26 protein-coding genes and 3 pseudogenes are annotated in these 26,403 nt (G+C 38.8%); 3 read left to right on the plus strand and 26 right to left on the minus strand.

Going from position 1 to position 26,403, the window contains the following annotated elements; genetic code table 11:
* Positions 1-60: 60 nt before the first annotated feature.
* The 4 genes and pseudogenes from J7I90_RS26820 to J7I90_RS26835 form a co-directional block, all read right to left on the minus strand.
* A complete protein-coding gene (locus J7I90_RS26820; RefSeq protein ID WP_214774916.1) occupies positions 61-606 on the minus strand; it encodes a hypothetical protein in 546 nt (181 codons plus the stop codon).
* 357 nt (positions 607-963) lie between these two features.
* Positions 964-1,224: a hypothetical protein gene (locus J7I90_RS26825; RefSeq protein ID WP_214774918.1), complete on the minus strand. Its 261-nt coding sequence runs from the start codon at positions 1,222-1,224 to the stop codon at positions 964-966.
* 321 nt (positions 1,225-1,545) lie between these two features.
* Positions 1,546-1,914 (minus strand): annotated as a pseudogene (locus J7I90_RS26830) (glutamate ligase domain-containing protein); the annotation flags it as partial.
* 124 nt (positions 1,915-2,038) lie between these two features.
* Positions 2,039-3,307, minus strand: a complete 1,269-nt coding sequence (locus J7I90_RS26835; RefSeq protein WP_214774920.1) for a saccharopine dehydrogenase NADP-binding domain-containing protein — start codon at positions 3,305-3,307, stop codon at positions 2,039-2,041.
* A gap of 435 nt (positions 3,308-3,742) precedes the next feature.
* Between J7I90_RS26835 and J7I90_RS26840 the strand changes: the two genes are divergently transcribed.
* The gene (locus J7I90_RS26840; protein WP_214774922.1) at positions 3,743-4,330 is read left to right on the plus strand and encodes an SET domain-containing protein; all 588 of its coding nucleotides are present in this window, start codon (positions 3,743-3,745) and stop codon (positions 4,328-4,330) included.
* A gap of 154 nt (positions 4,331-4,484) precedes the next feature.
* On the opposite strand, the pseudogene J7I90_RS28230 reads toward J7I90_RS26840, so the two are convergent.
* The 11 genes and pseudogenes from J7I90_RS28230 to J7I90_RS26890 form a co-directional block, all read right to left on the minus strand.
* Positions 4,485-4,682 (minus strand): annotated as a pseudogene (locus tag J7I90_RS28230) (IS110 family transposase); the annotation flags it as partial.
* A 644-nt stretch (positions 4,683-5,326) separates the two neighbouring features.
* Positions 5,327-6,190: pseudogene (locus J7I90_RS26845) on the minus strand (IS110 family transposase); the annotation flags it as partial.
* A 429-nt stretch (positions 6,191-6,619) separates the two neighbouring features.
* A complete protein-coding gene (locus tag J7I90_RS26850; protein WP_214774924.1) occupies positions 6,620-7,342 on the minus strand; it encodes an anti-sigma factor in 723 nt (240 codons plus the stop codon).
* Positions 7,343-7,897 (minus strand): RNA polymerase sigma factor, encoded by a 555-nt coding sequence (locus tag J7I90_RS26855; protein WP_214774926.1) that lies wholly within the window; start codon positions 7,895-7,897, stop codon positions 7,343-7,345.
* A 78-nt stretch (positions 7,898-7,975) separates the two neighbouring features.
* Positions 7,976-8,446 (minus strand): COG4315 family predicted lipoprotein, encoded by a 471-nt coding sequence (locus J7I90_RS26860; RefSeq protein ID WP_214774929.1) that lies wholly within the window; start codon positions 8,444-8,446, stop codon positions 7,976-7,978.
* A 22-nt stretch (positions 8,447-8,468) separates the two neighbouring features.
* Positions 8,469-9,206, minus strand: coding sequence for an extracellular solute-binding protein (locus J7I90_RS26865; protein WP_396020460.1), 738 nt, complete (start codon positions 9,204-9,206; stop codon positions 8,469-8,471).
* A 424-nt stretch (positions 9,207-9,630) separates the two neighbouring features.
* The gene (locus tag J7I90_RS26870; protein WP_096340298.1) at positions 9,631-10,737 is read right to left on the minus strand and encodes a GerAB/ArcD/ProY family transporter; all 1,107 of its coding nucleotides are present in this window, start codon (positions 10,735-10,737) and stop codon (positions 9,631-9,633) included.
* A 171-nt stretch (positions 10,738-10,908) separates the two neighbouring features.
* A complete protein-coding gene (locus tag J7I90_RS26875; protein ID WP_214774933.1) occupies positions 10,909-12,009 on the minus strand; it encodes a GerAB/ArcD/ProY family transporter in 1,101 nt (366 codons plus the stop codon).
* Positions 12,010-12,065: 56 nt separating this feature from the next.
* Positions 12,066-12,287: a hypothetical protein gene (locus J7I90_RS26880; RefSeq protein WP_076367809.1), complete on the minus strand. Its 222-nt coding sequence runs from the start codon at positions 12,285-12,287 to the stop codon at positions 12,066-12,068.
* The gene (locus J7I90_RS26885; protein WP_214774935.1) at positions 12,284-13,528 is read right to left on the minus strand and encodes a Ger(x)C family spore germination protein; all 1,245 of its coding nucleotides are present in this window, start codon (positions 13,526-13,528) and stop codon (positions 12,284-12,286) included. Before J7I90_RS26885 ends, J7I90_RS26880 begins: the two co-directional genes overlap by 4 nt.
* On the minus strand, positions 13,525-15,048 hold the full coding sequence (locus J7I90_RS26890) for a spore germination protein (RefSeq protein WP_214774986.1): 1,524 nt from the start codon (positions 15,046-15,048) through the stop codon (positions 13,525-13,527). The genes J7I90_RS26885 and J7I90_RS26890 overlap by 4 nt, the downstream gene beginning before the upstream one ends.
* Positions 15,049-15,442: 394 nt before the next feature.
* On the opposite strand from J7I90_RS26890, the gene J7I90_RS26895 reads away from it, so the two are divergent.
* Complete coding sequence (locus J7I90_RS26895; protein ID WP_214774937.1) at positions 15,443-17,551, plus strand: Na+/H+ antiporter; 2,109 nt, start codon at positions 15,443-15,445, stop codon at positions 17,549-17,551.
* Between the two features lie 72 nt (positions 17,552-17,623).
* Here J7I90_RS26895 and J7I90_RS26900 read toward each other — a convergent pair whose 3' ends face one another.
* The 9 genes from J7I90_RS26900 to J7I90_RS26940 all read right to left on the minus strand — a co-directional run bounded on the left by J7I90_RS26900 (position 17,624) and on the right by J7I90_RS26940 (position 23,329).
* The gene (locus tag J7I90_RS26900; RefSeq protein WP_214774939.1) at positions 17,624-17,845 is read right to left on the minus strand and encodes a hypothetical protein; all 222 of its coding nucleotides are present in this window, start codon (positions 17,843-17,845) and stop codon (positions 17,624-17,626) included.
* A 40-nt stretch (positions 17,846-17,885) separates the two neighbouring features.
* Positions 17,886-18,140, minus strand: a complete 255-nt coding sequence (locus J7I90_RS26905; RefSeq protein ID WP_214774941.1) for a hypothetical protein — start codon at positions 18,138-18,140, stop codon at positions 17,886-17,888.
* A complete protein-coding gene (locus J7I90_RS28235; protein ID WP_214774943.1) occupies positions 18,137-18,352 on the minus strand; it encodes a DUF3021 family protein in 216 nt (71 codons plus the stop codon). Before J7I90_RS28235 ends, J7I90_RS26905 begins: the two co-directional genes overlap by 4 nt.
* Positions 18,353-18,446: 94 nt before the next feature.
* Positions 18,447-18,611: a hypothetical protein gene (locus J7I90_RS26915; protein ID WP_214774945.1), complete on the minus strand. Its 165-nt coding sequence runs from the start codon at positions 18,609-18,611 to the stop codon at positions 18,447-18,449.
* Positions 18,612-18,695: 84 nt separating this feature from the next.
* Positions 18,696-19,001 (minus strand): hypothetical protein, encoded by a 306-nt coding sequence (locus J7I90_RS26920; RefSeq protein WP_214774947.1) that lies wholly within the window; start codon positions 18,999-19,001, stop codon positions 18,696-18,698.
* Between the two features lie 196 nt (positions 19,002-19,197).
* Positions 19,198-19,683, minus strand: coding sequence for a PaaI family thioesterase (locus J7I90_RS26925; protein WP_214774949.1), 486 nt, complete (start codon positions 19,681-19,683; stop codon positions 19,198-19,200).
* 291 nt (positions 19,684-19,974) lie between these two features.
* Positions 19,975-21,765, minus strand: coding sequence for a glycosyltransferase family protein (locus J7I90_RS26930; protein WP_214774951.1), 1,791 nt, complete (start codon positions 21,763-21,765; stop codon positions 19,975-19,977).
* A gap of 35 nt (positions 21,766-21,800) precedes the next feature.
* Positions 21,801-22,124, minus strand: a complete 324-nt coding sequence (locus tag J7I90_RS26935; RefSeq protein WP_142303857.1) for a hypothetical protein — start codon at positions 22,122-22,124, stop codon at positions 21,801-21,803.
* A 20-nt stretch (positions 22,125-22,144) separates the two neighbouring features.
* On the minus strand, positions 22,145-23,329 hold the full coding sequence (locus J7I90_RS26940; RefSeq protein WP_214774953.1) for a glycosyltransferase family 4 protein: 1,185 nt from the start codon (positions 23,327-23,329) through the stop codon (positions 22,145-22,147).
* Between the two features lie 433 nt (positions 23,330-23,762).
* Here J7I90_RS26940 and J7I90_RS26945 point away from each other — a divergent pair, with 433 nt between their 5' ends.
* Entirely contained in the window at positions 23,763-24,599 is an 837-nt protein-coding gene (locus J7I90_RS26945) for an RMD1 family protein (protein WP_214774955.1), read from the plus strand.
* A gap of 159 nt (positions 24,600-24,758) precedes the next feature.
* Here the strand turns inward: J7I90_RS26945 and J7I90_RS26950 are convergent, their stop codons facing one another.
* Positions 24,759-25,241, minus strand: coding sequence for a GNAT family N-acetyltransferase (locus J7I90_RS26950; RefSeq protein ID WP_214774957.1), 483 nt, complete (start codon positions 25,239-25,241; stop codon positions 24,759-24,761).
* 555 nt (positions 25,242-25,796) lie between these two features.
* Positions 25,797-26,375, minus strand: a complete 579-nt coding sequence (locus J7I90_RS26955; protein WP_214774959.1) for a YdhK family protein — start codon at positions 26,373-26,375, stop codon at positions 25,797-25,799.
* Positions 26,376-26,403 lie beyond the last annotated feature (28 nt).

Consider the following 26,403-nt stretch of genomic DNA (forward strand, 5'->3'; position numbering starts at 1 on the left):
TGTGTTTTCATACAAAAAAGCTGCCTTAAAGACAGCTCCGATCTTCAGCTAACGCACCCGTTAGTTGAACAAGGCTTTTACCTTCTTCCTCAATTTTTCAATTTCTTCAATCATTAGTTTCGGTTCTTCTCCAAATGTTGTCTTCCCTATCTCTTTTTCCTCAAACACCTTATAATCAATCAATGTCTCCCAAAAGTGTTCTGCTCCATCTAAAATGGATTCTAAAAACTCTTTTTCAGGCAATACTGCTTGTGCAAAAACCTCAACAGGTTCCCAATCACCAACAATAGAGAACTCCAATAAATTGTTGTTTATTGAAACTAACTTCATAAGATATGGATCGATACCATAAAGCCTTTCAACGTTCTCACCGTCTAAATATTGCTCAATAGCAACCATATAATCGGACCATAAATCTAATCCACTGGGAACATCGACTCCTACCACGACCTGATTGTTATACTTAATTGTTATACGCATTTGAATGTGCTCCGGAGTAAATTTTCGATGGTCAAAAATTTCTTTTAATTTTAAAGAATCATCTAAGGAAGCATAACTCTCTTCACCTTCATTAGTTTTTTCTAGAAATGTACTTATTTTAAACATCATTAAACCCCTATCAGAATAGTCTATTCTTTATTATATCTTAATGACTCAATAAACCTGCCCCGTTAGTTCTTTAAGGAAACGATCCTTATTAAAGGAACCCCCCATTGTTGAAGACCGAGAACTTCTGTATCCTTGACTGATAAATCCATTGAGAAATTGATATAATTCTTCTAATATCAAAAATTGTACATTCTAAAAGCCGCCTATAGGCGGACTTCTTATGGCGCTAGCCTGTATTAAACAGAAAACAATTAGGAAAAAATATTATTCTTCTGATGGGCTAACAAATAAAGAATCGGTTTGAGAAATTACACATAGCTTTTTTCCTTCTTTTTCATAGATTGTCATTGCCCCTTATTGTGATTTTTTATCCCACCCCCAAAGTTTAATAACCGTTAAATAATAAAGTGGAAGTCCGTTTTCTTCGGCGGCTGGACCCCATTTATATTCTTCATACATATTTTTATCGTCTTTTCTTATTAATTTGGCCCCTAATGGTATCGGGAATCCTTTATTTATTGCTGATTCACTATAAGATAAGAAAAAATAACTAAACATTGAAACTAAAATAACTATACTAATAATAAGAATAATAGTTTTTTTCTTTCTAAACACAAAAATACTCCCCTTTTTACGGCCCTGAAAGTGCCCCCTGTTATTAATTATTTAATCTCCCTCTATAAATTTTACTTTAAATACAATATTTTAATCCACATATCGGTAAGAACCTACTTCAATAATCTGTCCCATTAGCTGTATAAGGGTGATTTTTGTTTGAATATGACAGTACGATAATTTTTAAAATCATACTTTAAAAAGGCAGCCAATTGTCGGCCTTTTTATGAAGCTAACGCACCCGTTAGTTTAAGTACAATATTTCACAAACAAAAAGAAGATGCCTGGTTAAAGCACCGTTAAGACCTAAAGTAATTAATACTACTTCTCAGATATTGCCTTTCTCGCTATTTCTTTATCATCAAAATGAATTGTTTTATCTTTAAATTTTTGATAGGTCTCATGACCTTTTCCAGCTATTATAACAACATCATTTGAAGTAGCCTCTTTGATAGCTTTATATATAGCTTCTTCTCGATCAGCGAGTAATTCATATTGTAATGAATTAGACTTTTTCATTCCTTTTTCTATGTCATTCATAATTTTAATAGGGTCTTCTGAACGAGGATTATCAGAAGTAACAAAAACATTGTTACTGTATCTGCTAGCGATTTCTCCCATAATTGGTCGTTTTCCTTTATCTCTATCCCCACCACAAACAATAATAAGTGCTTTTCCTATTCTAATCTCCTAACTAAATAGATTTTGTAAATGAAAGAGGGAAGTCAATAACAAACTAACTAGCAGTGCATCAACTTATTAGGATGCTTTAGAAAACAAATGAATGCAGTGTCTCTGCTTATCATTAATCAGCCTATTCAATCCATTTAAGTCTTTGATGCAATAATCCATCGGAGCCTTTATTTTCTCCTGTGACAAAGTCAGTCATATGGTAGGTTAAATACCCTCCGTACTTGCTCTTGGTGTTGAGCAAAAGCTCATCAACATAATAGATACCTAAAGAAAGGTCATCCAGGATTATGCTCGCCATAGCAGCATAAATGCCACAAGCAACTTGGAAGTACGTGGCGTTTGTTTTGAATTTCGGATATATTTCACTACTTTTCATCACATTATATATATACTTTTCGCTATCCTCGTAAACTAATAGGACACCAACTAGGTCTTCACCTTCAATTTCACCTATATCTGGATCAAGTAATTGTTGATTCCAATCCCAGAGAACGTCTACATTAGCCAAATTATTTCGGATTGATTCCGTTGTATATTCATTTACACGATAAATAAACCCCAATTGCATATCAAATAATTTACCTAATGTAATCACTTCTTCATGTGGCATTAGACAACCATAAAACTCTTTTTGCCCTAACCTTACTTTATACTCCATTGCATATACTTTTTCATAAAAATATTGTGGCAAATGATGATGGACAAACATAGGGTAAGATAATATCGCTTCATCCAGGAAGCATTCGACCGACCAAGAAGTATAGAGTGTGTTAGGTTTGATCAACGTTTTGTCTTTAAAAAAGGAATCGTCATGCTCCACAATGTAGCAGGCTAATGGTTTTCGATCCGGATTTTCGTTTATGAGTTTTATGGCCATCCATTGCACTACACCAGGATTCATACCCGAGCCAACAATCGCCTTCATATTGGTAAGATTTTTTTTGCTATCTTCAAATCTAATATATCGCTCGGTCAATGGGAAACCATATAGACTTTCGTCCTCATCGACCTCAGTGTTCTCGAGGGCTGAATTGATGTAAAAAACACCTAATTCGTTACAGCATTTCATCATCTCAATTGTATCTGCCCATGAAACATCAATGACTACTTTCGTTTTTGTCCTTTTTAAATGTTTCTGAAAGTGACTTACATCCGTGAGATCAAGCTGGGAAATTTTGATTTTATCCGCAAGGTTTGGGAATAATTGGTCGTAATATTCTTTATCCTTTTGTTTAATATCAATTAGGTGAAGCTGGGAAATGCTAATGATGGGGTACATAGGGTCATTTTTATCTTGGGCGGATTGATTTAGTATGGCCAATACCGCTTTTGCAACACCTCCACTGCTGCCTAATATAGAAATGGAAAATGAACTTGTCCCATTTAACATTTCATCACTCCTTTCGCCAATTAATACTGTACGTGAAACATGTGCAATGATTTCTTAAACAATATATGATTCTAATGATCGCTTTGTATGTGCTTCTGTCTATGAATAAGAGAGGTGTTAGAATTAATAATATGAGATTTAGAATAAGTGCTTTTTCAACTAAGCGGGCAGTAGTTTAATAAAAAGGGGGTACACCATTGAAGAAACAAATCTTATTGAAGGTGTATTCGGCATTCAAAAGTTATCGTTTATGGCAGGATGATTTTTGAATGTAAAAAAGCTCCCGATTGAGGAACAAAAATAAAAGAGCTTTCTCGTTTTCCAGGGGGGACATTCCGCTGATTGAACTTGGATAAAATACGCGAACGAACGGTCACTTAATCGAAACTGCTGTATATAGTAATAGTAAGTTTTGAGAAAGGGTGAATAGAATCGATGATACATCCAGATACCGAGATTCGGTTTGTCAATGAAAAGATTGGTGTGGGCGTTTTTGCCACAAAAATGATCCCCAAAGGAACGATCATCTGGGCATTGGATGATTTGGACATTATTCTCAAGGAAGATGAAATTGAATCGCTTGATATCGTGCGAAGGGAAATTGTCTATAAATATGCCTACCTCAACGATGACGATTACTACGTGCTGTGCTGGGATCATGCCAGATACATGAATCACAGCTTCAGTCCAAATGTGGTATCGACGGTCTATGAGATTGAATTGGCGTCGAGGGATATTCTTCCCGGAGAACAAATCACATGCGACTATGCTACGCTCGGGTTGGACGAACCTTTTGAGTGTGAACCGGAGGAAGGGACTTCTAGCACCGTAGTGATGCCGGATGATTATCTGTATCGCTATAAGGAATGGGATGAGTTGGCTAGGGAGGCATTCAAACAATTGAATCAAGTAGACCAGCCGTTGCGTCATCTGATTCTACCGGAGTTCGTCGACAGGGTAAACGCGATCGCGGAGGGACGTGCCGAACCAGATTCCTTTCTCACGCTCTATGAAGATGAGTAAAGGCAACTAAACAACCACCAGGACAGACGGATCTTTTGGTTTGTCTATGTTACCAGCTTTTTTTGGCGATCTAGCAAGATGGAACTTGAATCATCAACGTGAGATTAAAACCCAGAAAAGTTCGCACCTCTGACAAGTAGAAAGTGCTAAAAAAGACTATTACTTCTGTTTTCTTAGCTTCCTTCATCGTTTGACGAAACTTTTCATACAGGTGTTCAAAGCCCTCTTTTGATTGATGGACTGCGAAGGCTTTTTCTATCACGCGCCCTCGTTCATCAACAAAACAAGAAGTAATGAACACGCTTGGCAATATCCATCCAACAACGAGTGTATTTTCAGTAATTTGATTAATTTTTCATTTCATTTAAACTGGATAGAGAAGTCCTCCTTGTTTGATGCTGGGTCAATGGTCGTTGACACTCATGCATCATACAAGAGGGCTCTTTTACTTTCAAGACCTCGAACAACCTTCTAACAGGAAGGCTGCCCCTTTAGTGACATAAGAAAAAGCTGCCTTAGAGACAGCTCCGATCTTCAGCTAACGCACCCATTAGTTTAATTACAAACCTTCACAATCTTGCTAACCTGCCCCGTTAGCTCCATAAAAAAGAAACTGTCCCAATCAATCTATGTTCTTTAACTAATGCGACTCGTTGAAGAAGCAACCTAGTTTTTACTTTTTCGACTATAAAAAAAAGAAATGAGAAGATAAGTACCATAGAGGCAAGTAATAAAAAATATTATAAGTTCTAAATTAACTGTTCCAGACTTAAACCAAATAGCTAACGCAGCTAAAATGACCGCTATAAGGCAGGCGATGAAACTTTGAGTATGTGGTTTCAACATCAAAACCTCCTGTTCTGTTCTTAAAGGCTTACCTTAACCTGTATTAGCGTATTATTCTATTGGAAATGTTTCTCAATTTCACTCAACTAAACTGTCCCGATAATTGCATAAAGAAAGAGCTACCTTAAAGACAGCTCTGATCTTCAGCTAACGTTTGACACCTGGGATATGGTCTAATAACTGATCTAATTGATGATCTAATTCTTCGAATTTCATTTGAATAAAATCATACTTCTCTAGTAACGCTCTCAACTCTAATTTCGCCATAGCTGCCCCTTGACGAATACCAATCGAACCATTGGCTGCTTCTTTGAGTGCTCGTATCTTCTTTAAGCCTATACTGCGTTTTACCACTTGTCTTAAGGAAAGTAAGAGTTCTTCATCCGTATACTTAACAAGTTCATATGGCAAGGCTTCTAGCTTTAGAAAATGAATAGCTGCCTTGCCTTCCCAACTTTTGAACACCGTCAAAAATTCGGGAAAGTAACGATCAAGCCAGTTATGAACTTGTCCCTGAACGACCTGTAAGTCAACGTTGAGAAGATCACGAAGTTTTTTTGCCACTCGGAGTTCTGCATAAATTCCTTGTGGAATTGTTGGTTCGGCGTATCTTCCGTCCTTGACTAACTGTGCGATGACCTTTGCATCTTTCACGTCATTCTTTGTAGGTGAATTATCGTCTAATTCTTTACTTCGTTTAACATGTAGTGGATTGACAGATACGAACTTAATATTATTCTCTTTTAGAAGATGAGCTAGATTTAACCAGTAATGACCGGTTGGCTCCATGCCTACAATCACTTGATTTAGCTTACACTCTTTAACAAGTTGGTTAATCCAATCTAGAAACGAATGAAATCCTGCTTTCGTATTTTCAAAGAAACACGTTTTCCCCAGTTCCAATCCTCTAAAATCTTGTGCTCTTGCGACATGATTGTGTTTGGCGATGCCAACTCCGACAATTAAGGTTTCAGAAGTAATTTGAGTGATTTTATGATTTTGGTTATAATTCATTGTGAGGCCTCCGATAGATGTTTTTGTCCTTTTTAGCTGGCCAGCTCAGGACACATTCATCTTATCAAGAGGTCTTTTTTCGTTCAAACCTCATTTTCAGTTATTACAGGAATGCTGCCCCTTTAGTTCATCAAAATCAACCTTTACCTTTTAACATAGCCTAAACTTTGATAATAATAAATAAGACCGCACATATTAGACATATCTAAAATGTGCGGTCCTTTTACTGTCAACTGTTTCACTTAACTAACCTAAATATAACAAATTGGCTATCCTTTTGTATGGTTTTTTATAGAGGATGACTCCTAATGGTAAACTTATAATCTTTACTTTTTCATCACCATGGCGTTTATTCTATAATGGACAGCTATCATTTTAAATATGAACAATAAATAAGGGACTTCCCCTTTGCGGGCAAGTCCCTTATTTTTATGAAGATCCTACTATTTTTTCGCCCCTCGGCTTTGTACTATTTGAATCCGGTTCTTTTGTGATGCCAATTTGATTGAATTTATCATCTATGGACAGTTTGTATGTCAATGATCCCGTGCCGGCTTCATCAGGCTTGAAAGTTCCTGCATTTCTCCGTTTTCCATCTTTCAGCAACCACACCTGATACACCTCGGACTCTTGAAGGCTAGGCAAATTCTGAATTTGCACGATTAACCTTCTTTCTTCACCTTGCTGTAAAATGTATGCAGCCCCGTCCGTATTCATATTTACAGCGGTCTTATCGGCAGGCTGCAAAGATAGCGACGTTTTAACCTCCATTGGCAGATTGATAGTTGCCAGTTCTTTTTTCAGTTGAATATTGGAATATAACAGCCCAAACGCCAAAACCAGTGCAGCCAGCAAGAGACCTGAGGTGACTGGTGTAAATTGCTTAAAGAAAAAACTACTCCAATTCTTTTCCTTTCTCACCGGGACTTCATCGTCAGTCTCAAAGACAAAATTCATGACCTCTGATTTCAGGGAAGAAGAAGGTTCCATTTCTTCGAAATCCCATTTCAATGAATTCCAGGCTTCTGTCATTTGTTCATACTCCCTAGTGCATTCAGAGCATTGCATTAAGTGTTCCGTGAATGCTTTTTTTTCTTTTTCTCCCAGTTCACCCGATAAAAATGAAAGCAGGTTAGCGCACTCTGTATTCATTTACAAACCACCTACTTCCAAATGCTTTTTCAACAATTTAAGCGATTGGTGAAGTCTGCTCTTGATGGTACCAACCGGTTCATTTTCAATTTTGGCAATTTCCGTTAACGAGTACCCTTTCCAATACAGTAAATCAATCAGCCTTTTTTGCGGCTTGCTTAACTTACTTTTTGCCTTGGCAATTTCACTGTGCAATAGCCCATTTTCTATATCATTATTAGGATCTTCTATGTCTATTGGATGACTCATGTCCATGTGTTTGTTATTCCGGATATGAACGCTGTCTTTGCGGACATAATCCACACACACATTTCGTGTAACGGTCAAAAGCCAGCTGACAAAGTGCCCCTTTTCGGAATTGTAACTGCTTTTTGTGGTCCAGAGCTTTAAAAAGACCAACTGCACAATCTCCTTAGTTTTTTCAGCATTTCCATTTGTGAACTTAAAAATATAACCATAGATTAATTTAATATGCCGGTCATAAAGTTCTTCCAGAGCAGGACGATGCTTTTTCATGACTAATGCCATCAATTCCTTATCAAGTTTTTCTTTCAATCGCACCTGCAACTCCTCACAAGTAAATTTGGAAAAAAACGTGTAACAGGAACGACCATCACTGATCGCCCCTTTTTCTTATTTTGGAAAAATAGTCTTATCATTCACAATATACCAAACATTTTTCACACCTTCACCTTTGACATCTCCCTCTGCCTTATCATTCGCAAAATAGTAGAGTGGAAATCCTTTGTACGTCACCTGCTCTTCCCCTGTATCTTCCCTTTGAATGGTTCCAAAGTCATTTTCCTCAAATCCTTTAGGGGCAGCAAAATCCCTTTCCATGAACGGCGGCCATTTTTTGAGACAATCACCCATGCAATTGCTTTTTCCTGATTTATCATTCTTGAAATAGTAAAGTGTCATTCCCTTGGAATCAGCCAGGTATTCGCCTAATGGATCACTTTCCAATAATTTTAGGGTTACCGCTTTTTCATCGGCAGTACCACTAACAGCTTGATCCTTTTCGGGTGAATCCTTCGCTTCATTTCCACATGCCGCCAATACTAGGACCATCATAAAAACTGAAAATACCATCCACTTTTTCATATACTCTCACTCCTCATGAACTTTACTTCCATCCCCATTTTTGAAATACTTGATGGGATTCTTCCGTTTTAAGATAATCAATGAATTGTTTTGCTTTTTTCTTGTTATCACTCTTACTTGTTATGCTTATCGGGGTCCCTCTATAGAGCTTGTCTTCCTCAGGGAGCTGAACCAGGTCCGTAACATCCGCCAGACGGTAATGCCAGGATTCATAAGTAATCCAGGCGTCCAATTTAGAATTTGCCTTCCATAGATCGATAGCTTCTGCACTGGACTTCACTGAAATGTCAATATTCCTGCTAATTCCAGGGATCAATCCTTTTCTTCCAGCCAAATCTTCCCATAGCCCCAGTTGCCCGGCCCCATTAACATCTACAATCTTTACGCCCTTCTTCGTTAAATCCTCCAATGACTGGATATTCTTTGGGTTTCCTTTTCTAACCAGGATTCCAGCTGACCGTGCATACAATTCTGTACGGTTTTTTCCATCAAGGACCTCCGGATGATCATGCATGAATTCAGTCAGCATATATTCGGACCCTCCGTAAATGATATCTGCATCCCGTTTAGCTTGATCAATCCATTTTTCTTCGGGTCCCGCTGTTACTTCAACTTTTATCCCCGTTTCTTTGGTGAATCGTTCCGCCACTTCCTTGATAGGCCCAAGAGGGCCACCTGGACCGTAAACTTTTACGACATCGTTGACAGCATGCCCCCGATTCGAATCCATTTCCGGTGAAAATCCTATCAGTACTAGCATCAATGATATCCACCCGACAAAGATGACCTTTTTCAAGTCTTTCTTCTCTCCCTTCCAAAAAGCCTTTGTACTATAGATAACGGGACAAACTTCCAAACGGTTTGAAAAAAATTGTTAATTTTTTTAAACTTTTGCAAAGTACATCCGATGATTTCCAGTTTTCAACCCGCAGCAAAAAAACCATTCGGAAACGGAATGGTTTCAGACTGTGGACAAACTCCATAATAATTGAGTCTTTCTACATTTTATAAGTTTTTAAATTTGGCCGTTGATTGGAACGTAGGGCCCTCGGCGCCATTGCGTCTGCGGGTTCTCCCATGGAAGCGCTTTTCTAAGCAGGGGTCTCATACCTTTCAATCAACTTCGTTTTAACATTAAGATAGAGCTCCTTTTAAAGCAAATATCAAAAACTCGGCAGAAAAGCTTAGCTTGATTTGCTTCCCTTTCTCTGTCTATTTCTTTTACTGATCATAGCAATTCCCAACAATATGAGAGGAATAATCGTTTGCATCAAAACGCCTTGAAAAGGGAAGGCGATGATATCATAGCGACTGACATCCATGGAGCTAGAATACGACCAAAAGCTGAATTCTACAATCAATATCCCTATTGGCCATACAACCGGACGGTAGTCGGAGAGATTCAGCCACTGCGCGGTACCTAAAGCAGCCGCATAATAAAAAACGGAAATTTTGACAAACGCCCCTACTATCCATATGGCCATGATGGCGGACTCCAAATGTTCAAAAAAGTCAGCCAAACTGATGTACCGGGATACATTCATCATGGGATAATTCTTGTTGGCGGTTGTTGATCCGAGTACAAAAAGAACGATAAGATTCACCACAACTAACGTCATCATCACCGCAAACACAGTCATCATCCCGGATTTCATTCCTTTTTTCATATCGGTTAAAAAAGGGAGGAGAAAAATCATCAGAAAAAACTCGCTGAACCATCCACCCGGTACAATCGAACCCTTGATTGGAGGCATAATTCCATTCCCCAATATCGGAAATATATTCTTAAATTCAAGATCTGCGCCCAGTAGGATGATTAAGAGGAGGATTGGAAAGATAAAAACAGGAACAAACAATTGGGCAGCTCTTCCCAACACTTCTATCCCTCCTCGTACGATAAAGGCACAGAGGAGTACCATCGATGCCATGATCACGCTAATCGGGGTTTTGACCAGAAAAGAGTCGACAATAAATTCCCCATAACTTCTTAGGATTTGCCCTGTGATCGGGATATAAAAAAACAAGAATAAAAAACCGAGAATTTTTCCCGGAATCCGACCAATGATCTGTTCACTAAATTGGATAACGGTTTGTTTCGGATAAAGTTTGTGCAGTTTATAAGCAATATATACCGTCGCATACCCAATGAGGGATGCCAAAATGGGGGAAAGCCATAAATCAGTTTTGGCATATTTGGCTGTGATGCTTGGAACCCCGAGAACAGCCGTAGCCACAATAGTCGGATACATCAAGAATGCCATTTGTAAAGCTGAAATTTTACCTTTCTCCATCATCTTCCTCCTTTCCGTAATAGTATGGAAATTCGAAATCACGCAACCCACTGATAGATTTACTTTTTCATAAACCCCTTAAACGGTTAAAAAAGAAATGAAATCCATTCAGTTGGTCCTGCCCTTTGCGCGAGTCCGAACATAGATTGCACCTTATCGATAAACGCCAAGTCAGCCGTTTTCGGTTCCTTTACGATTTCTTTTCCTTACAACAGCAATCACCAACAATAAGATAGGAATGATCGTTTGCATCAAAATTCCTTGTAAAGGGAAGACGTTGATATCATTACGGCTAACATCTATCGAGTTAGGCAACGACCAAAGACTGAATACAACAATCAAAATCCCTACCGGCCATACAACGGGCCGATAGTCGGAGAGATTCAGCCACTGCGCTGTACCCAAGGCAGATACATAATAAAACACGGAAATTTTAACAAACGCTCCCACTATCCATACCGCCATGACGGCGGACTCCACATGTTCAAAAAAGTCGGCAAAACTGATGTATCGAGATGCATTCATCAGGGGATAAAGCTTTGTGGATGTTGTTGACCCAAGTACAAAAAGAACCATGAGATTAACCACAATTAACGTCATCATCACGGCAAACACAGTCATCATCCCGGATTTCATCCCTTTTTTCATATCCACTAAAAAAGGAAGGAGAAAAATGATCAGGAAAAACTCGCTGAACCATCCCCCCGGTACAATCGCACCCTTGATTGGAGGCATCATTCCATCCGCCAATAACGGGAATATATTCTTGACTTCAAGATCAGGAATCAGCAAAAGGATTACGATAATGATTGGAAAAATGAAAACCGGTAAAAACAATTCGGCAGCTCTTCCCAACACCTCAATCCCACCGCGTACGATAAATGCACAGAGGAGAGCCATCGATGCCATGATCACACCAATCGGGGTACGTACCAGAAAAGAGGTGATAACAAATTCTGCGTAGCCTCTAAGGATTAGCCCAGTGTTCTGGATATAAAAAAACAAGAATAAAAAACCAAGAATTTTCCCCGGAATCCGACCAATGATCTGTTCACTGAATTGGATCACCGTTTGTTTTGGATAAAGTTTGTGCAGTTTATAAGCAATATACACCGTCAGATACCCTATCAGCGCAGCAAAAATGGGGGACAGCCATAAATCAGTTTTGGCATATTTGGCGGTGATGCTGGGAACCCCGAGAATAGCCGTTGCCACAATCGCCGGATACAACATGAATGCCATCTGCAGAGATGAAATTTTCCCTTTCTCCATCTGCTTCCTCCTTTCTTAATAGAATGAAATTAATCCCGCAACACCCACTAATAGACTCACTTTTCCATAAACTCTCCAAATGGCCTAAAAAGGGTTTCCACCCATTGAGTGGGTCCTGACATCTGTGGGAGATTGAACATGGATAGAACCAAGCCAGTGAGGAGCAGTGTAAGAAATGCCACTTTATCTTTTTTAGGATTTTGTTTCATTTTTGGCCATTCAAACAAAATGATTAAAGCTACGATCACGGTTGTACAAATAAAAGCCCCCCATCTCACTTGTCCTTCACCTCTTTCTCAGACAATGCCGCCGGTTTGTTTATATAGCCCTGTCTTCGAATATGGGCCGCAACATCAACTTCCACTTCCATTTCCGCGAATATCTCATCCCAGTGGTTATTTACCTTATTAAACTGTTTAGGGTATTTCCGATAGAAATCTTTACCCAATCCTAAAATGTCCGCTTTCTTATCCTGAGTATGCAGAAAAGCCATCTCGATGCGTTTTTCTATATCTTTTTGATATGCTCGTTCTGCAGCTTTTAGAGACTTAGGATTTGAAAGGTTCAAATTCGTTCCATTTTGTATAACAGCTCCATCTGTATTTATTTTCACTAATAACTTCCATTTTTCATTGATAATTTGCGGAATGATCTTGACTTTGGCTGACACTGGACTTAAAGATATTTTCCCTTTCATCCCTTTGGGTTGGAAGGTCACGGTGTATGATTCCACTTCATCCCTTAACCACAATAGCCCTCTAGTTTCCTTTTCAGTCATCGTCCCAGTCATTTTATCTTTTTTGAACACGGCTGTCCCGACAATGTAAGGAATTCCCTGTAATTTCGTTTGCCCTTTCGCTGGCGGCAATATTTTAACGATTGGAATTGCGGCCGCTTGAGGCCTACCGGTTAACATTTCATCTAAATCCTGCATTGTGACCAGCATCCCAATATGTAAATCAGATAGTTCTCTAAGCACTTCCCCTGAATAGTTTTCCAGGGGTGGCAAAGATTCAAGGATAGGCTTTGCATCCCCTTTGCTGACATAAATATTTGCTTTCTCTCTCGGCTGCGGATGGCGCAGCAAAAAATCAAGTTGCTCTTGAATTCCTTTTTTCGCTAACTTTTCACCGAATACAAATACTTTACAATGTCCCCAAAATATTTTTCGCGGAAGCTTGCTTTGAAGCTTAGACAATGCATCTGAAATATTGGCGCCTTTTTCATGTCTCACCATTGTCGTAACCCCACTCCCCCCTTGACTGCCCCCTCCTTGACCGCCTCCACTGGTAATTGAACTTGGAATAAAGACTTGGACAGATAGTTCGACTTGATCATTATCGTTCTTATCGATGGCGGCTGCTGTGACAATCGCCAAATCAGTGATTTCTATTCGATCCCAACAACCGCTTAAAAAAGGGGTCGTTCCACAAATAACGAGCAAAAGAAGGACGCTTTTCATGAAATGACGCCTCTTTCCTTTCTCCAATATCCTTTTTCGCCTCCAGCCATTATTCACTCCTCTTCACTCCCCCTTTTTGGATTTGGACTCTGTTCCGGGGCTTGACGGTATGCATTAGATTCCCCTGTGAGGCGCGGGCGTGAATCCATCCTCCACCAAGGGGCTCTCCACAGCACATCTTTCAGCTCTTTACCTTTTAACGGTGCCAGTGGCGCTAAGTATGGAACGCCAAAGGAACGTAAGCTGCATAAGTGAATGACTATGGCGATGATCCCCATCATGATGCCAAGCAGTCCTAAGGTACCGGCAAGCAGCATCATCGGGAAACGCAGCATCCGGAAAGCAATTCCGGCAATATAGCGAGGCATCATAAAAGAAGCGATTCCCGTAATTGCAACGACAATGACCATTGGCGCTGAAACCAACCCCGCTTGTACGGAAGCTTGACCAATCACCAGCGCTCCAACAATGCTGACGGCGGAACCTACCTGCTTTGGCAAGCGAACCCCTGCCTCCCTTAGTGCTTCAAATGTAATTTCCATAGCCAATGCCTCTACTATTGCAGGAAAAGGGACCGATTCCCGGGATGCTGCTACGCTTAGCAGGAGTGCGGTCGGGACCGCCTCTTGATGGAATGTCAAAATAGCAACATAAAGTGATGGAAGCAAAAGAGATAATCCCATAAAAAAATATCGTAACCAACGGATAAAAGTGCCTGCCATAAAACGTTGAGCATAATCCTCTTGTGATTGAATCAAAGAAAAGAAGGATATTGGTGCAATTAATGTAAAAGGGGTTCCTTCAACAAGAATGACAGCCCGTCCCTCCAGCAAACTGGCACAGGCTACATCCGGCCGTTCTGTCGACATGATCTGAGGGAAAGGTGAAAACGGATTGTCCTCGATCATTTCCTCGATGTACTCGCTTTCTAAAATACCGTCTATTTCAATTCGTTCCAACCGAGTTGTAATCTCTTCAATCAGTGTTTTATCCGCAAGTCCATCAATATAAGCAATTGAAACATTCGTCCTGGTAAGAGTTCCAATCTTCATCGATTGTATTTTAAGGGCAGGACTTTTAATAATACGTCGCAATTGGGACGTATTTACCTCTAGAGATTCAATAAATCCCTCTCGCGACCCCCTAACTCCCCCCTCTGCCACAGGTTCTTCAATGGCCCGCTTTTCCCATTTGGACAATCCTAAAGAAAATCCATCACTTTCCCCTTCATATAGAAGGATCGGGTTTCCAGAGGAAATCGATTCAATGCAATCCGCCAACATATTCACTTTAACCACTTTAGGAACGGGCATTTTATGTTCAATAAACTCATTTAATGATTGTGGTTCTTTTGATGACTCCTGCATGAGTGGAGATAGCACATATTGCTCTATTGCCTCGATGTCTGAGAGTCCCGCAATGTAAATGAGCATCGCCCGCGTCTTTCCGAAAAGTAAGAACGAGCGGAACATGACATCCGAGCAATTATCATAAACAGAACGAAGTGTTTCTACATTTTGATTGAAATTCACATCAAGTGAATCTGAAGGCTTGGAATCCAGGTAATCATTTTGCATCTGGGATTTTTTTTCTTTCTTTTTTCTTAACAATTTGCCCACATTACGAATCAAGATGAATACCCCCATTTTTTTGCAGGTCGCTCTAACTCCATTTTTCTATGTTTCTTCATTAAGGGTATTTTATACAGGAAATCCTGTTTCCGGCATGAACTAATTTTCATGGAAAAGCTATGTTAAAAGTTGATTTTGAATAAACCGTAAACTCTTGTGATATCCTGTTTGTAATTAATGACTAAGGGGTATATCAAAAACCGAGGCTATATATTAGTCGAAAACACTGTCTATGGCTAAGTATTGTTTTTTGAATAAGCTACACAGGACCATAAAGTAGGGGTTACTTTTAAAAGGATGGATTTTGCTTTTTAAAAACCTCTGTTTTTTTATACATTGCATGGGCAATCAGACTAAAACATTAGAAGATAAGGGAGATTCTATGTCATTCTTAATCACATTGCTCGGATTATTGGTGTCCACAATAATCGCTACAATATTAAATGCTATATGGCCTCGTATCCCACTTCCGATATATCAAATATCCATGGGAGCAGTGTTCTCATTATTACCATTTCAATTATCATTTGATTTTCATTCAGAATTATTTATGATCTGTGTCATTGCTCCGCTGCTTTTTACAGAAGGAAAAAATACGTCTCGTAAAGAAATGCTTGAATTGCGTAAGCCTATTCTGTTATTAGCCTTTGGGTTAGTATTTGTAACAGTTTTTGCAGGAGGTTTTTTCATCCACTGGTTAATACCTGATATGCCGATGGCTGTGGCTTTTGCTTTAGCCGCAACAATTACCCCTACGGATGCGGTAGCGGTACAATCGATTACAAAAGGATTGAAATTGCCTGGAAACATGATGCCCATCCTTGAGGGTGAATCACTTTTCAATGATGCTGCCGGAATCGTCGCTTTTAAAGTTGCCCTGGCTGCTGCCTTAACTGGAATGTTTTCTATAAAAGATGCCTCGCTTAATTTTATATTTGTAGCTTTAGGCGGTATCTTTATAGGGGTCCTATTGGGCTATATAATCGTTAAATTACGATTATATTTACGGATTCATGGACTTGAAGAAATCCCAATGTCTATTGTCATTGAACTAATTACGCCTTTTGCCATCTATATGGCAGCTGAAGAATTCCATGTTTCCGGAATCTTGGCAGTTGTTGCTGCAGGTGTAATTCATGGCATCGAGCGGGATCGCCTTCAGAGTTCCACGACTAAATTGCAAATTGTTTCAACTAATACATGGTCTGTATTAGGTTATGTTTTGAATGGACTTGTATTTGCTTTGTTAGGATTTATGTTACCGAGTGTTTATCAGGAAATTGAGTCCAACTTAAATAGGGGCATTCTTTTTGGGATAAGTGTCTTGATCGTTCTTTTATTATTGGTGATTCGTTTTATATGGGTATACATCCTGCACGATACTTTTACAAAAAACAGAGTGAATCCATTAGAGCAATTCATTATGTCCAGGGTTCATCCAGAAGATAGCAATGACACCGATGTGGAGAATGTTACAAGATCCCGATTTGCATTTTTGACATCCGTTTGCGGCATTCATGGAACCATTACATTAGCTACAGCTTTATCCATACCATATTTCATTCGGGATGACACTTTATTCCCGATGCGTAATACAGTCTTGTTTATCGCAGCTTGCGTTATATTGTTAAGCGTTACCTTGGCTACGGTTCTCTTGCCATTACTGGTAAAGACACCGATTGAATTCAAAGATGAGCGGCTAACCTCCGAGGAGGCTTATAAAATTGTTCTAAATAAAACGATCAATCAACTGAGCAAAGAGGCAACCATCGAGAATCAGAAAGCGGTCCATCAAGTGATGGAAGATTTAAATGAACAACTGATAGATTTGGAACGGGGGATCACGAACAGACCCGATAATCGGACAATACGCGATTTAGTGGAGCTAGGAGCCAATAAAGAATTGGAAGTCGTTTCTGGATTAGTCGAAAAAGGGACTATATCTGAAACAGCCTTTGAACTATATAAAGTGTATCTTTCAAGAACCTCGAATTATATGCAAAAATCCTCCCTAAAAAGGGCTTGGATCAATTTGCAGGCCATTCTTTTCAAAAAAAAGATCAATGTCAAATGGGATAAGAAATGGGAAGCGAAATTAGAGGACTCCATCGTTAAAAATGCGGACCTGATCCGGGAGTTTCGTAAAGCCCAAAAAGAGGCTTCAAAGGAAGCCATTTTATTGCTCAAACAACAAACTGCACCTGAAAACCGTCATGAAGTGATGCTTGTCATTCAAAGATATAATCGTTATTTGAATCCATTCGGAACATTAACTGAAAAAGAAGCACATCGCTTTGAAGAGATGGTAAGTCAATTTCAGTTGAATGCGATGCAAATCGAACGTGATATCATTCAACAAATGGTTGAAGATGAGCAAATATCCATACAAACAGCAACTGAGATTAGACAAAACTTAATCTACGATGAAATGATAATGATACAAAAATGATTAGTGTTGAGAGACTCCGATGCAACAGGAAGCGGTGTCTCTTTATTTGCATTTAAAGCAAGGATGAATTCCTCAGGAAAATTGAAATGAAAAGACCGTAGATTGAGCAGGTATAAGGGCTTCGTCAAATTCAGAAGATTCATGACATATGTTCCCATTATTCTTTATGGACCTCACAATGGAGTTAAATAACTGTTTTGCGGCTTTTACAATTGAACCTAACTCAGTTAATACAAGTATCATTTTAAGCTGCCTGGTCAATACAACGAACTCTTCCTTGAATACAACATTCATCGTACATAACAAAGGAAAAAGGCATATTCGTTTCTGTGTTTCACGAGCCCTCCAAACTCACCAGTAAAAGCATCAAACTCACGAGTATTCCCTCCAAATTCACGAGTAAAAGCATCAGACTCACGAGTATTCCCTCCAAATTCACGAATAAAAGCACCAAACTCACGAGTATCGCTCCAAATTCACGAGTAAAAGCCCAAACTCTCGAGTATTCGCTCCAAACTCGCCAGTAAAAGCCGCATGCCCCCTTCCAATTAACTCTGATTCCATCAATCCTTGTGTCGATCCTTCTCAATCCCTTCTTTTATCAATTCCTTCATTCATTATTTTCATTTGGAAGCGAAAGTAGAGATAGAAAGCGGTCCAGATGATCCTATTGAATGGTATGAAAATCCCAATTCCTATAGCAAATCCTTTTAAGCTGAACGGAATCCAACCAACAAAGAAAGATAATAGGATGTAAAAAATGCTGACAGTAAGGAAGTGCAGAATGGTTTGAGATAACAAACTTCATTTTTCATTTTCAAAGAAGATTGTTGCCGTGCTTAAGAACCAGCCACATAATATGCAGCCTACGCGTTTTTTACAAATATTCCACTGTCTAATGCCCCCCAAAGGCGACCACTCCAAAACACGTCAGCACCATCACGAGTGCCCCAAAGCAAATCCCAACAAAGCTACGGAATAATAGTGTTTTCATCATAATCCCTTCCTTTTTCCATTGAAATGCTTTCTTGATCCCTTTGATCATAGTACTGGGAAACATATTTTTTTTCCCCTGATCGGAAGTACACACATAAGGTCCCGCTGAAAGATGCCTCAAATCTGCTTAACTCATCTTAGTGGGCGATCACTGACTTGGACAATCGCCCGAATTGTTACCTGGAAGGTCCCTTTCCAGTTCATATAACATTTCTATCATTTCGAAAATCCCCTGTTTCGTCCGCACCATTATGGAATCTTGCTCTGTGAACAAACAGATGATTTCTTCTGCCCGGAAAACATGCTGCATTTCTCCTTTTCTGCCGACAAAATACGGTCTTTTCCTCTCCTTCAAGCGCTCCATCATTTCCTGCACTTCCTCATTCCTTTCATGATTGCGGATAAGCACCTCTATCGACATGATCTCCTTATCTATCTCTACGTTTATTTTCATCCATGCAACCTCCCTTTGCTTATAATGTAAGTATATTAATATCTTACTATTTCGCTTGTAATTCCAGCTGCATGCCCCTTTATTACGATAACATGCTTGAAATGGATACTCAGATACACTAAATAACCGTCCAAATAATTGGACGGCCGATAGAAAAATTTAATTCCGATTTTGAATGCGTTTACATTAATTAAGATCACTCTTTGCTTGTAAAAGTACTTGGCATCACCACAGCGATTACCTCTCCACGGGCGCAAAGTTTATCGAGTGCAAATACTTCTGTTTCGATTCTCCATTTCTTAGGATGAATTTCATGAATCGTCCCAACAGCCATTAATGGCACATCATTTGGGGTTGGCTTCACGAACTCCACATTCAGTGACGCAGTCACGAACCTCGGTGGTTCCACTCCATCTCCAACTTCATGACCGTTTTTACGGTGTAAAGCCAATGCTGCGGAACCTGTTCCGTGACAATCAATTAATGAGGCAATCAAGCCGCCATAAACAAATCCTGGAATTGCGATATGCTCTGGGCGTGGTGTATAAATTGTCCGTGTTTGCTCGTCATGCCAACCCGTTCGAAAATGATGACCATCTTTGTTCAAGCGACCGCATCCATAACACCATGCAAATGCATCTGGATAATCATCTTGAATCGCTTTTAGCACTTTCTCCTTCATCATCACTCCTCCTTTTTCAGAATATTATAACACTATTAAAGGATAAGGGGTCTATTTGGATACATGCCGAAAGGTTAGTTTTTTGAAATTCCATGAATCTTGATTGAGCTAACTACCAAGTTTTAATTTTCATAGAATAGTAACCTGACGAGCTTTAACACACATAAAATGTTTGCAAGAATACCTGCCCCTTTACTCGATATAATTGACAAAGGCCCCTGTGCGAGCAGCATTCAGGAGCTTTACTTTGACTAATATAGAGTTAAGAAGTGTCTAACATTCTATTGCTTATTAAAAGTTAAGCCTTTTTCTTAAATCCCAATACTTGAATGTCATTTTACCCATTTTCGACTTCGAAAGTGAATCATATTTACGTCCAAGTGCTTGATTTTGTTTTTCTAGCTTAGTAATTTGTTTAAGTTGAACTGTGTTCAGTTTTTTTAATTCCTTTACTTCTTTAGCTAATTCTTTACTTTTCCCTTTCATATCATATTTTTCTTTATCAACAATTGCCCGTTCTTTGATTGAAATCTCCACATCTTTAGGTTTTAGTTTAGGATTGCCAAAGGTTTCAAATCCTATCGTTTTTAAATAGGGGATGTTATTTTGAAAATTTTGTTCAAAGGTTCCATACCTTTTATGGATGTGGAGAAATGTATAACATCCAGCTTTTTCTGCTGAAATGATTTGACCATATCCAGACAGTTTAAACAGTTTTTCGACTCGTTTTATTTCTTCAGGTATGTTTTTGACAATATAGGTGAAAATTTCGTCAACATTAAATTCCGCAGGCAATATTTTCACTTTTTTTAATGATGTATGCCTAATCAGTTCATCAAAGTCATCATCATCAATATAAAACATATTCGCACTTTCATTCACATAATCGGTAATGCGCTTGCTCCATAGTGGTCCTTGCAGTTTTTTTATTGCTTCCGAAAATAAAAACTGCCTGCTAACTTGATACATTCGTTGTGCCGCAAACTCATATATATCCTTATTACATAATGCTAATTTGACAGCGTCACGGAAATCCTTCTCTGTAACAGCATATAACGGGTAATCTTCGCCAAAAAGCTTCATATGCATTTTGGTTGGATTCATTATTACAGCCTTCCTTAAAATCCCATACTCCAATAGCTTTGTAGACAGTTCCAGACTGCTGTCCATTTCCTCACTTCTCCAGGTTATCCCAATATCACTATTCACGATTAATTGTTGGGCCTTCTCCCTTGTCAAAGCACCGTACCATGTAAGCCCATCCGTATTTTTAAGGAGGTATGCAGCTTCTTCCTTAAACTGAGAATCACCTTTAACCCATTTGAATTTATCCCCCGCCACATCAAGTGATAGATTCGGGATCTCACGTTTTAATTCTTTAAAAGCAGTAATAATGGGAATGGTCTTCCAATCAGGGTCGAATTTCCCTGTATATACAAGTTTGTTTTTTAACCGGGTCTGCCCTTCCGCTGATTCAACGTTTGGTATCATCGGGGTAAGCAGGGAAACTTTGTTTTTTTCTTTATTCAAATTAAGGATCTCAATGACAAATTCGCACATCTCTTCTGTTTGACATAAGAAATACGCACACTGATCATATATATTTTTGATGCTCTCGAATTTTTCTTCATTAACATCCTGACCTATGTGAGTCAATCCTGTAGCATAAACTAATGTATTCTTTATGATTTGCTTATGCTTTGCGATTTTTTCAACAGTCTCAATGCTTCTAACAAATAGCCAATCATAGTCATTTTGACTCCAATAATGAGAAATGAGCATTTCAGCTACATCGAAATCAATGACACCTTTTTTTACCCATTCATCACCTGCGGCATTAAAAAAAGGATCGACAAAAGGATTGAGAATGGTTATATTATCAAATTTCTCAAGTGGCTGAATTAAGATATCACGTTTGACCGGGCTAGCTAAAAGTAAATCAACTTCGATGTTGGAGTCTAACGCAATGGTCGATGCTAAGGAAGATAAAAATACTGCAGATCCATCCATTGAATTCATGTCAATAAAGCCAAATAGAAGTACCTTCATTTTTCTGTTTTCAACTAGTTCATGTGAATTCAAAGTTTTCACTCCAATGACTGAATTCTGATATATTTTTATTTCTTTATTTGTTCTTTAATAGATGATTTAAGCGCAAGATATTTTAATGTGAATTTCCCTGCATATGTAACGTTGAATTTATGTTCTAACAACTTAAGTCTTCGTATTTCTTTGTTAAGCTTAATATTTTCCATTTGGGCCATCTTGCTTTTTTCTACTTCTTCTCGCAGCCTATTATTTTCTTTTGTAACTTTCTCAATGGTTTTTTGTTTTTCCATGTCATTGCTCTCAATGAGCTCCAATGTCATGGACATCATGTCTTTCATTTGTAATTCGAGTTCCTCATACATCGTTTTCCAATATTCGTTTCGTTCGTCCATATTGAAAAAACTCCCCTCCATTAACCTTGGATGATCTCCAATTCTCTTTTTATAACAACATCTACCGCGCATTTTTCTCGAATCGACTGAGAAGCTTGTTTTGACACTCTTAAAAATACGTCCGAGTTGTAATATAAGCGCTCTATTGCATCCGCAATATCGATAGGAGACTCAGGTTTTGTCAGAAGGCCAGATACGTCATGTTTAACGAATTCCGGGATTGCCGTAATATCTGTTGAAATCGGCACTAGTCCGCTCGACATTGCCTCACACATGGAAACCCCTTGAGAATCCAAACGGGTCGGGCAAAGGAAAATTCCATACTCCTTATGTAATGCAGCGATTTTCTCCTGAGATAGGAAACCTTTATGAATCGTTACATTCTCAAAATCCCTGATTGGCTCAACGGTTTTATCGAACAATTTTCCATCGCCATAAAATGCAAATTCCAACTTATCGAAGTATGGTCTCTTCGATAGTTCCAGCACTGCTTTAACCGATAGGTCATTGGCGTATTTTCGTGAAGCGTATGGCCTGATTGAAAGGACTTTTGTCCGCATTTCAGCTGGCTTTTCAAAAAAGGTAAACAGATTGTCATCTATGACATTAGGAATGATTACTGAATTTTTCGATTCTGCTCTTGCATCACATTCCGCTATATGCTCTTTGAACCATTTGGAAATATGAACAAAGGTTGTATCCAATTCATTCGTTTGATAAAACCAATTCATAAAAGAAAGCTGTTCTACATAATAGTCTTCCGACATTTCAAGTATCTTCCTCAAGCTTTCAGGGCTTTCAAGAAAATTAAACCATCTCCTATGCCATGCCTCCGTTTCAAATCCATGTATCCAGGTGATAATCGGTAAATCTGTGTTCGTTTCTTTTATCGCTTGTATCATTTTTGGATTAACAAAATGAATGAGCGCTTTTTTATGTACTTTATGATTTAAGAAAATGCGCAAATGCTGTTCAGTTCCTCGATAAACAGGCACATCTTCATACGTATACTTTTCTGCTTTTTTATAGGCAGGATGCAAAACAAAGACATCGACCTTCAAACCCTCATCTAGATAAGCCTTGACTCTTCTGTGGATAAACCCATTCCGATATAGCTGATCTTCATGTGGATAAGCATTCGTAATGATCACATATCTATCTTTTTCACTAAATGTAAGCTCATATAGATTTATAGATTCCTCCATTTTTGTTCACTCCTACTATTCAGTCATCTTCAATCAGCCTGCTACTCATCTGTAAATGAAGGATTTTTAGAAGACCCTTTTCCAATCACTTTTAAAACCGTCAATCGATTATAACAAACATGTATTACTGAATATTGACATCAATATGAGAATTCTGTAAATATAAGTAAAGTTTTCATGAACTTTTATATGTTTTTGTAAAGTTTAAGTATGTATAAACAAGCAAAGTAAAGAAGGACGATCCAGTTACCGGAATCGCCCTTTTATATATTTCCCAAAAGCTTAGACTTGATTTTTTTATATCCATAATGGGGTTATTGGTTTAGTTACCAGTCTGTTGATTTTTCTCTACACTCCAGAATTATTCAAGCATGTTTTTGTAAGAATAGAATAGAATCGAAAAAAGACCAATTTGCTGAAAAGAGTGATATAGATGGAAGTAATTACCTTTAAAGCATGTGCAATCACTAATGAAATCGATTTGAACAAAATCGCCATTCATTGCGGCATCCCCAAAAAATTCACCTGGGAAGAGCCTTTAATTCTTAAAGGCGATATTCTGCGTTCCATCCTTAATAAAAATGTGGACGAATCGCAGCAGGTGCTGGTTTTTTCCTTTGGCAGCATCGTCTTCATCAATTACTCGCACGCGGATGAGATCAAGGCATTTTCCTCCTTTATCCATTCATTCGAGCCGGACATTGATCTCGTCAATGTAGATAGATATACGGATGATTACAGCCTTCACTTCAGTGAAACTGAAAACATCAATTTGACAGACGAATATGTAGTTGTTCCTAAATATGAATTTTTCTACCCTGAATTAATTTCCACCATTCTCGCAAAATCGGTGGCACTTGAAAAGACTGAGGAGCAACTAGGAAAAATCCACGACAAGCTTGAAGCCATGATTGACCGACTGGAAAAAGGCAAGCTCAGAATCGGTAATAAGGAACTAGCGAGGACGACGGCAAAAATCGTACGTCACGAGTACAATACCCTGGCATATATCATGATTCTGGATAAACCTGATATTACATGGACAAGCAGCATTGCCGGCGAATTTTATGATAGAATGCTTGAATTTTTTGAATTGAATGATCGGTATAAAATCCTGAAAAGTAAAACTGAAATTTTATATAACATTATGGATGGGTTTTCTAACATCAGCCATTCGATCAGGGGACTATTCGTTGAATGGATCATTGTAATTCTAATTGTCTTTGAGATTCTTCTGACGATTTTAGAAATTGTTGGATGGATTCCATGAATTCTTAATCAAATCGTAAGGAATACTTTCCAAAAAAATAAGCATCTTTTTGATGCTTATTTTGCGTTTAACCACTTCATCATATTTAAGCTGACTGTATACTAATTACATGCTTTTTCCTATCGGGTCGAAGCATTCCGGATGTTAGCTATATTCCCCTTAATCCAAAGCAAAGTGGAAAATGAATTCCTCCCCTTCTTCCCCATTAAATCTGTATCCTTTGTCAATGAATCCAGCTTTTTTATATAAATTTATCGCTGGGACATTTGAATGATGCACCGTTAGAATAATCTCATCTTTTTCTGGATGACTTAGTTTGATCATATCAGGCAGCACTTTTAACGTCTTAAAAGCTAGCCCTTTTTTTTGATGGCGCAAATCCAAGGAGAATGATTTAAGAAGGATCGCATTCTCATTACTTGTATATTGATTTCCCGCTTTATCCGTATATAAGGCAAAACAACCAATCAAATCCTCATCTAAATAAATGACCATGGGGAGGTTATATTTATCCTTTCTGAAGTCTTCGATAACTTTTAAAGGTAAAGAAGTATAGATTGCTTGTTCTATAGGTAAACAATAATTGCTCAGCTCCTCCAGGTCAGTTTCCATAATAAAAGGTCTAATAATTAATCCAGCCATCATACTTGCACCCCATTTTCACATTCTGATAAAGCCATATTAACAGAAACTAAAGTTTTGCACTCCACTGTAAAGTAATTTTCAAGTAGGGAAACTCCTTCAGTTTGTAACAAAAGGGGATTCGGAATGCTCTCATCCCGAACCATGATTTTTAAAACAAGACTAGATTATCATTGATGTTTTTTTACTGTAAGCCTCATAGGATTGAAGAGATTTGCGACACTCCTGCCGAATAACTGGCTAGCCGAGACCCCACAGGCGCTTGTGCCTAGGAGGCTTGGCAGACAGTCGGTGGAAAGGGATCGGATTTCCAAAAGGGGGTATGTGTAATGATTTCCACTCCAGGCACTCGCTTTCCGCGGGCGGTCCGGGAGCCTCCTCGGCGCTCGCCTGCGGGGTCTCCCTGGCCACGCTTTTCCCGCAGGAGTCTCGTACCTTCCGTTCCAATCAACTGGAATTTTATAAAAGAAATATTGTAGGGAAACTGGCTCTTTTTCAATTCGTCTACAGTCTGGCTGTTTCATCAATTTTTTGGTTTGAACTCATGATGTTAAATCATTTAGACGCTGATAATTCGCTTTCGGTTACCCATTTATGGTTCTTCACTTTTTCTCCACCCGTAGTCGGTGTGAAATCGACCATATAAACAGTCGTTTTTTCGGCAGATTCAACTTCAGCGACTGCCCCGTTCATCCCTTCCATATGAGAAGCATTTACTGTGACCTCCGCTCCGGGTTCATACGTCACTTCACCTGCATCTTTGATTTCTTCGTGAATGATCCATTTATGATTTTCCACTTTTTCTCCACCGGTTGCAGGCGTATACGAAATTGCATAAGCAGTCGTATCAAAGGCACCCACTATTGTTGCTTCCGCCCCTTTCATGCTATCCATATGACCTGATTCGATAATCGCTTGACTTCCAACTTCATAAGTTGGATTTTCTGCCGCTTTTAATCCCTCCGGAATATCACCCGAGCTAGAATGATCCATGTCCATTTCACTATGTTCCTTATGTTCATTTTCTTCCTTCTCTTCTTTGCTTTTATTATCGCTGTTGGAACATGCTCCAAGGACTAAAAACACGGCTGCAAATAGGGATAAGATGGTAGGCAATTTTGTTCTTTTTTTCATATTGAATACAACCTCCTTTATGATTACA

This window comes from Bacillus sp. ISL-57 (genome assembly GCF_018613135.1).
GTDB classification, from domain to species: domain Bacteria; phylum Bacillota; class Bacilli; order Bacillales; family DSM-1321; genus Peribacillus; species Peribacillus frigoritolerans.

Coding starts and splice junctions, on each gene's coding strand:
- J7I90_RS26820 (WP_214774916.1), bottom strand. CDS start 606: ATGTTTAAAATAAGTACATTTCTAGAAAAAACTAATGAAGGTGAAGAG.
- J7I90_RS26835 (WP_214774920.1), bottom strand. CDS start 3,307: ATGTTAAATGGGACAAGTTCATTTTCCATTTCTATATTAGGCAGCAGT.
- J7I90_RS26840 (WP_214774922.1), top strand. CDS start 3,743: ATGATACATCCAGATACCGAGATTCGGTTTGTCAATGAAAAGATTGGT.
- J7I90_RS26850 (WP_214774924.1), bottom strand. CDS start 7,342: ATGAATACAGAGTGCGCTAACCTGCTTTCATTTTTATCGGGTGAACTG.
- J7I90_RS26860 (WP_214774929.1), bottom strand. CDS start 8,446: ATGAAAAAGTGGATGGTATTTTCAGTTTTTATGATGGTCCTAGTATTG.
- J7I90_RS26865 (WP_396020460.1), bottom strand. CDS start 9,206: ATGCTAGTACTGATAGGATTTTCACCGGAAATGGATTCGAATCGGGGG.
- J7I90_RS26870 (WP_096340298.1), bottom strand. CDS start 10,737: ATGGAGAAAGGTAAAATTTCAGCTTTACAAATGGCATTCTTGATGTAT.
- J7I90_RS26875 (WP_214774933.1), bottom strand. CDS start 12,009: ATGGAGAAAGGGAAAATTTCATCTCTGCAGATGGCATTCATGTTGTAT.
- J7I90_RS26890 (WP_214774986.1), bottom strand. CDS start 15,048: ATGCAAAATGATTACCTGGATTCCAAGCCTTCAGATTCACTTGATGTG.
- J7I90_RS26895 (WP_214774937.1), top strand. CDS start 15,443: ATGGGCAATCAGACTAAAACATTAGAAGATAAGGGAGATTCTATGTCA.
- J7I90_RS26900 (WP_214774939.1), bottom strand. CDS start 17,845: ATGAATGTTGTATTCAAGGAAGAGTTCGTTGTATTGACCAGGCAGCTT.
- J7I90_RS26915 (WP_214774945.1), bottom strand. CDS start 18,611: ATGTTTCCCAGTACTATGATCAAAGGGATCAAGAAAGCATTTCAATGG.
- J7I90_RS26920 (WP_214774947.1), bottom strand. CDS start 19,001: ATGAAAATAAACGTAGAGATAGATAAGGAGATCATGTCGATAGAGGTG.
- J7I90_RS26925 (WP_214774949.1), bottom strand. CDS start 19,683: ATGAAGGAGAAAGTGCTAAAAGCGATTCAAGATGATTATCCAGATGCA.
- J7I90_RS26935 (WP_142303857.1), bottom strand. CDS start 22,124: ATGGACGAACGAAACGAATATTGGAAAACGATGTATGAGGAACTCGAA.
- J7I90_RS26940 (WP_214774953.1), bottom strand. CDS start 23,329: ATGGAGGAATCTATAAATCTATATGAGCTTACATTTAGTGAAAAAGAT.
- J7I90_RS26945 (WP_214774955.1), top strand. CDS start 23,763: ATGGAAGTAATTACCTTTAAAGCATGTGCAATCACTAATGAAATCGAT.
- J7I90_RS26950 (WP_214774957.1), bottom strand. CDS start 25,241: ATGGCTGGATTAATTATTAGACCTTTTATTATGGAAACTGACCTGGAG.
- J7I90_RS26955 (WP_214774959.1), bottom strand. CDS start 26,375: ATGAAAAAAAGAACAAAATTGCCTACCATCTTATCCCTATTTGCAGCC.